The 5763-nt window shown below is 52.1% G+C and carries 8 protein-coding genes; 7 read left to right on the forward strand and 1 reads right to left on the reverse strand.

Features of this window, described 5'->3' with window-relative positions:
• Nucleotides 1-115: 115 nt before the first annotated feature.
• From ACR0P9_RS06650 to ACR0P9_RS06680, 7 genes are all read left to right on the forward strand, one after another.
• Complete coding sequence (locus ACR0P9_RS06650; RefSeq protein WP_432618504.1) at nt 116-502, forward strand: hypothetical protein; 387 nt, start codon at nt 116-118, stop codon at nt 500-502.
• Nucleotides 487-933, forward strand: a complete 447-nt coding sequence (gene rimI, locus ACR0P9_RS06655) for a ribosomal protein S18-alanine N-acetyltransferase (RefSeq protein WP_432618506.1) — start codon at nt 487-489, stop codon at nt 931-933. Before ACR0P9_RS06650 ends, rimI begins: the two co-directional genes overlap by 16 nt.
• Before the next feature lie 16 nt (nt 934-949).
• A complete protein-coding gene (tsaD, locus tag ACR0P9_RS06660) occupies nt 950-2002 on the forward strand; it encodes a tRNA (adenosine(37)-N6)-threonylcarbamoyltransferase complex transferase subunit TsaD (protein ID WP_432618508.1) in 1053 nt (350 codons plus the stop codon).
• A 186-nt stretch (nt 2003-2188) separates the two neighbouring features.
• A complete protein-coding gene (locus tag ACR0P9_RS06665; RefSeq protein ID WP_432618510.1) occupies nt 2189-3397 on the forward strand; it encodes an NADP-dependent isocitrate dehydrogenase in 1209 nt (402 codons plus the stop codon).
• A 24-nt stretch (nt 3398-3421) separates the two neighbouring features.
• On the forward strand, nt 3422-4084 hold the full coding sequence (locus ACR0P9_RS06670; protein WP_432618512.1) for a redox-sensing transcriptional repressor Rex: 663 nt from the start codon (nt 3422-3424) through the stop codon (nt 4082-4084).
• A gap of 127 nt (nt 4085-4211) precedes the next feature.
• Entirely contained in the window at nt 4212-4418 is a 207-nt protein-coding gene (locus ACR0P9_RS06675; RefSeq protein ID WP_432618514.1) for a hypothetical protein, read from the forward strand.
• A 98-nt stretch (nt 4419-4516) separates the two neighbouring features.
• Nucleotides 4517-4834, forward strand: a complete 318-nt coding sequence (locus ACR0P9_RS06680; protein ID WP_432618516.1) for a hypothetical protein — start codon at nt 4517-4519, stop codon at nt 4832-4834.
• A gap of 142 nt (nt 4835-4976) precedes the next feature.
• Here the strand turns inward: ACR0P9_RS06680 and ACR0P9_RS06685 are convergent, their stop codons facing one another.
• Complete coding sequence (locus tag ACR0P9_RS06685; protein ID WP_432618518.1) at nt 4977-5561, reverse strand: helix-turn-helix domain-containing protein; 585 nt, start codon at nt 5559-5561, stop codon at nt 4977-4979.
• Nucleotides 5562-5763: the final 202 nt, after the last annotated feature.

Below are 5763 nucleotides of genomic sequence, written 5' to 3' on the forward strand. Positions count from 1 at the left end.
GAACAAGCAAAGCGCATTCTCAAGGAAGAGATGGAAGCCGCTTGCCAGCTCAAAGCTCCGCTCACAGTTGATGTATCGTCTGGCCACGATTGGTATGCGGCGAAGGGCTAAAGCCATGATTTTATTTGTAGACTATAATGATGTGTTTCGCGCGCCGCTGGCGGCAGCGTTCTATACACAAAGCCATCGGAAACCGGCGCACAGCGCGGGTGTTTATGCGGATGAAGGTGCGCAGCTCGGTGCCGCGGTGCGTCCTAAACTGCTGGATACGCATCGGGCACGGTGTTTGTCCGCGTCTATGCTGGCGAAAGCAGATGCTGTTTGGTGCGTCACCGCGGCGATTGCGCGGCATTTGACGGAAGAACATCCGGAAGCAAGACAAAAGATACATGCGCTGCCGGACATTCCGGATCCAACCGGAAGCGGAAAAGCGGGCTATGCGCAGTGCGAACAGCAGATTTGTCGGATCATAGAGGAGATGATGGAATGCCAATACACATAGTTCCGTTTGATGCGCAGCATGTGCACGCGGTTGCGCAGATCGAACAGGCATGTTTTGCTGAACCATGGACAGAAGAGGGACTGCGCGAGGAACTGGATAATCCGTGTGCACGATTTCTCGTTGCTGTGGCAGAAGATGGCACAGTTGCCGGATATATTGGCTGTCATACGGTGCTGGACGAAGGGTATATTGCCAATGTTGCCGTATCTCCGGCGCATCGCAGGCGCGGCATCGGCAGACAGCTCGTGCAGGCATTATTAGAGCGTTCCGAAGATCTCGCATTTGTTACGTTAGAGGTTCGCGTATCCAATCAGGCAGCAATGGCGCTGTACACAGACTGCGGATTTCAATCGGTTGGCGTCCGCAAGAAATTTTACAGCCATCCGACAGAAGATGCGCTGCTCATGACGGCATTTTTACAGGCTAACTAAAAGGGAAGAAGTTACTATGAAAATTTTAGCAATCGAATCGTCCTGCGATGAGACCGCTGCTGCGGTTATCGAAGATGGACGAAAGATCTGTTCCAATATTATCAACTCACAGGCGGAGGAACACGCCTTGTATGGCGGCGTTGTGCCGGAAATTGCCAGCCGCGGCCACGTGGAGGCAATCAGTGCGGTTGCCTTGACGGCTGTGCGCGAAGCGGGACTCACGATGGACGACGTGGATGCCATTGCAGCGACTTGCGCACCAGGACTCATTGGCGCGTTGTTGGTCGGCTCAAACTATGCCAAGTCGCTGGCTTGGGCATTGCAGAAGCCGTTTATTCCGGTGCATCATATTCGCGGCCATATTGCGGCGAATTTGCTGGCATTTCCGGAGCTGGAACCGCCGTTCTTGTGCTTGTCCGCGTCTGGCGGATCGTCAATGATTGTACTGGTCAAAGACTACACAGACATGGAGATTCTCGGCGGCACCCGCGACGATGCAGCGGGCGAAGCCTTTGACAAAGTGGCTCGCGTACTCGGTGTCGGCTATCCGGGAGGCCCGAAGATTGATAAGCTGGCGCAGGGCGGCAATCCAAAGGCATACAAACTGCCGCATTCGCATGTAGACGGTGCGCCGTTGGATTTCTCGTTTTCTGGTCTCAAAACCGCGGTCATCAATTTGGCGCACAATGCAGAGCAGAAGGGTGAACCGCTGGATCGTCACGATTTGGCAGCATCGTTTCAGCGGGCAGTCAGTGACACGCTGGTGCCGCGCCTGAAGCTCGCCGCAGAGCAGACCGGCGTACGGCGCTTGGTTGCAGCTGGCGGTGTAGCGGCAAATTCTCAGCTGCGTGCGGATTTGGAAAAGATGGCAGAGGGCTTTGGCGTGCCGATCTATATGCCGCCGCTCAGCTTGTGCGGAGACAATGCAGCGATGATTGGCGCGCAGGCATATTATGAATATCTTGCAGGAAATACCGGCACAATTTGGCAAAATGCCTTTGCTACAGCGGAAATCTCAGAGAAAATCTGTCAAAAGCACGGAATTGCAAAAAGACGGGCAAAAAGGTAGAAAAAATCGGTCAAAAGGTGTAAAATGAAAAGGAACTTCCAAAATTCTCTCTGAAAGATTTCAGAGTACCCTGTTTGGATGGACGAAAGGCCTGTGCAGGATTGCACAGTTGAAAATTCAAAGCAGCTGCGGACAGGCGGAATCAGCCGCCGCGCACGGTACATAGGCAGGAGGAGACGATCCGTCATGGAAAAGATTAAAATGACCACACCGCTCGTCGAGATGGACGGCGACGAAATGACCCGCGTCATCTGGCAGATGATTAAAGACGAACTGATCTGCCCGTTTGTTGATCTGAAGTCCGAATACTATGACCTGGGACTCAAGCACAGAAATGAGACCGACGATCAGGTGACCATTGATTCGGCTGAGGCGACCAAGAAGTATGGCGTCGCCGTCAAGTGTGCAACCATTACACCGAATGCAGCTCGTATGACCGAGTACAACCTGAAGGAAATGTGGAAGAGCCCGAACGGCACCATCCGTGCAATTTTGGATGGCACCGTATTCCGTGCACCGATCCTTGTCAAGGGCGTAGAGCCGTATGTCAAGAATTGGGTCAAGCCGATTACCATTGCGCGTCATGCATACGGCGACGTGTACAAGGGCGTAGAAATGAAGGTTCCGGGTCCGGGCAAGGTTGAGCTGGTGTACACAGCAGAAGACGGCACGGAGACGAGAGAAACCGTGCACAACTTCCAGTCTGCGGGCATTGTACAGGGACAGCACAATCTGGTGCCGTCCATTGAGAGCTTTGCCAGAAGCTGCTTCAGCTTTGCTGTAGATACCAAACAGGATCTCTGGTTTGCAACCAAGGACACGATTTCCAAGAAGTATGACCATACGTTTAAGGACATTTTCCAGGAAATCTATGACAACGAATACAAAGAGACATTTGAGAAGATGGGTCTGGAGTATTTCTACACGCTGATTGATGATGCAGTCGCTCGCGTCATTCGCTCCAACGGCGGCTACATCTGGGCGTGCAAGAACTATGACGGCGATGTCATGAGCGACATGCTGGCAACGGCATATGGCTCTCTGTCCATGATGACATCTGTCCTCGTTTCTCCGAAGGGCGTATACGAATACGAAGCAGCACATGGCACCGTACAGCGTCATTACTACAAGCACCTCAAGGGCGAAGAGACATCGACCAATTCTATCGCAACGATTTTTGCGTGGACGGGTGCACTGCGCAAGCGCGGTGAGCTGGATCAGCTGCCGGAACTGTCTGCCTTTGCGGACAAACTGGAAAAGGCTTGCATTGATACCGTAGAATCTGGTAAGATGACTAAGGACCTTGCACTCATTACCAAGTTGGAGCATGTCACAACTCTGAATACGGAAGGCTTTATCAAGGCTGTCCGCGAGACGCTGGAAGCCTCTCTGTAAGAGGAATATCAGGAGGAGTAATCAGTGGCTAACACAAAAAACGTATCCAAAGCAGTCGTAAACCGCTTGCCGCGGTATTATCGCACGCTTCGGGAGCTTGCCGATCAGGGCATTGGACGCATCTCGTCCAAGGAGCTTGCCTCGCAGATGGATCTGACTGCCTCGCAGATCAGACAGGATCTGAGCTGCTTTGGCGGATTTGGTCAGCAGGGATATGGTTATAGTGTGGATAAGTTGATCGTGGAGCTGGAGCGCATTCTCGGTGTTGCCGGAAGCCAGCGGGCGATTCTGCTCGGCGTCGGCAATCTGGGACGAGCACTGCTGCGCAACTTTGACTTCTCCTACTGCGGCGTTCGTCCGATTGCGGCGTTTGACACCGCACAGACGGTTGTCGGCAGCGATTTCCGCGGCATTCATGTACACGCCTTGCAGGAGCTCGAAGAGTACTGTGAGCGCGAGCGGCCGGATATTGCGGTTCTGTGCGTGCCGGCGGACAAGGCAATGGAAATGGCACAGCGGCTGGTCAAGAACGGCATCCGCGGCATTTGGAATTTCTCCAATGTCTCCATGAAGGAAGACGTACTCGGCGTTCCGGTGCAGGATGTGCATTTCTCGGATTCGCTGATGACGCTTTGCTATCGGATGAAAGACACCGACCCGTTTGACGAGATCAACGAAATTGAATGAGATACGCGCTGAAAAACTCCCGCAGGGTATAAACCTGCGGGAGTTTTGCGTCTAAAAAAATATATCACCTCTTGCTCGTCCGCGCGATAGTATGGGAATGAAAAAAACGAAACAGGAGGAATCTGTTATGTGCAACAACTGCAACAATGGCTTTGACTGCTGGTGGATTCTCATCTTTATCGTTCTCATCTGCTGCTGCGGCGGCTCTGGCAGCTGGGGCTGTGGCTCTTGCGGTTCCTGCGGCGGATGCTGTGGCGGCAGCTGCAGTGGATGTGGAAGCTGTGGCGGATGCGGCTCGTGCGGCTGCAACAATTCCTGCGGTGACTGCTGCTGAGATGTGATTTTCCTGTGAACTCGTTTGCCAGACATTGCATCTGTCACTTTTCTGTGTTAAAATGATAGAAAAATCAAAGGAAAGTGTGTTTTTGATCCATGGCTAAAAATAAGGTAAAATTTTCTGAGGACAAAAAGTACCACAGATGGCGCCGCATCGGCTTTTATTGCCTGTACGCTGCTATTGCGCTGGCAGTGCTCTGCGTTGTGCTGGGGCAGGTATATGGCATGGACAGCAAGCCGTGTCTGTATTCCGGCTATGCAGCCATCGTACTGGTTATTTGGTTCTATCTGATTAACTTCTTCAAGTGGCGCTGCCCGGATTGTCACAAGACACTGCCGCTTCTCGGACCGGTGCTGGAGTGCCGCGTCTGCAAGCATAAGTTTATTGACGACAAAGGGCATCAGGTTTGGTAAAACGGCTCACAACATGCGGTGCAGATTTCTGCGCCGCATGTTTTTTGTACACAGCTTGCTGACAGAGATGTTGCCCTGTAAAATGAGATACAAAAATCCGCAGAGCCTGCAAAAAGATGCTCTGCGGATTTTTGTGTGGAATTTAGAAATTTTGATAAAACAAGCCGTGTTGATTGCAGTACCAGACGAGAATGCCGTGACGGAAATACGGCAGGCGGGTTTCCATATTCCATTCCGGATACAGCTTGCGTGTCACGACCGTGTCGCCGGTGAGCAGCGTGACAAAGGCAATCGAGTGCTGCTTGGTCATCGGATGATCGGATACGACGTGCCATTCGGTTTCCAGCTTTTCCAGCGTCAGTTTTTGCGCATCGGATGCCTTTTGCGGCGTGAGCGGCAGCAGCTTTTTGCCGCAGCAGCTGATTTGTGCCTTACCGGAAGCCGTGATGAGATTGCCGCAGACAGGACAGATATAAAACAACAGTTTTTTCATATTGCCTGCGAGGACGCGGCGCGTGGGCAGTTCGCCATCTAGCAGCGCGGATAAGTCAAGTTCTAATGTTTCCGAAAGGGATGGCAGCAGAGACAAATCGGGGCATCCCAGCCCGCATTCCCACTTGGAAACGGTCTTGTCGCTGATGTTCATTTTGTCAGCAAGCTCTTGCTGCGTCATGCCGTGCTCGCGGCGTGCGGCGCGAATGAGTTCGCCGATTTTCTTTTGATTCATGGTCACATACCTCCTGTGACTATCATACCGCATCGAAAATAAAAATCCAATCTACGCTCCGCAGAGTTCTTGAAAAGCTGGGAAAAGTATGGTATATTGCTATGCGGATTTAGAAAGAGAGGCATAGGAATGAATACAGAACAAGCCTTTGCTATCAAGGGTGATATTTGTTTTTGCAAGACAAACAATCAATGGACAACAA

Source organism: Butyricicoccus sp., assembly GCF_050872565.1.
Classification (GTDB): domain Bacteria; phylum Bacillota; class Clostridia; order Oscillospirales; family Butyricicoccaceae; genus Butyricicoccus_A.

What these genes read in the sequence shown, in the direction of transcription:
- ACR0P9_RS06650 (WP_432618504.1), top strand. Translation starts at nt 116, where the DNA reads ATGATTTTATTTGTAGACTATAATGATGTGTTTCGCGCGCCGCTGGCG.
- rimI (WP_432618506.1), top strand. Translation starts at nt 487, where the DNA reads ATGCCAATACACATAGTTCCGTTTGATGCGCAGCATGTGCACGCGGTT.
- tsaD (WP_432618508.1), top strand. Translation starts at nt 950, where the DNA reads ATGAAAATTTTAGCAATCGAATCGTCCTGCGATGAGACCGCTGCTGCG.
- ACR0P9_RS06665 (WP_432618510.1), top strand. Translation starts at nt 2,189, where the DNA reads ATGGAAAAGATTAAAATGACCACACCGCTCGTCGAGATGGACGGCGAC.
- ACR0P9_RS06675 (WP_432618514.1), top strand. Translation starts at nt 4,212, where the DNA reads ATGTGCAACAACTGCAACAATGGCTTTGACTGCTGGTGGATTCTCATC.
- ACR0P9_RS06680 (WP_432618516.1), top strand. Translation starts at nt 4,517, where the DNA reads ATGGCTAAAAATAAGGTAAAATTTTCTGAGGACAAAAAGTACCACAGA.
- ACR0P9_RS06685 (WP_432618518.1), bottom strand. Translation starts at nt 5,561, where the DNA reads ATGAATCAAAAGAAAATCGGCGAACTCATTCGCGCCGCACGCCGCGAG.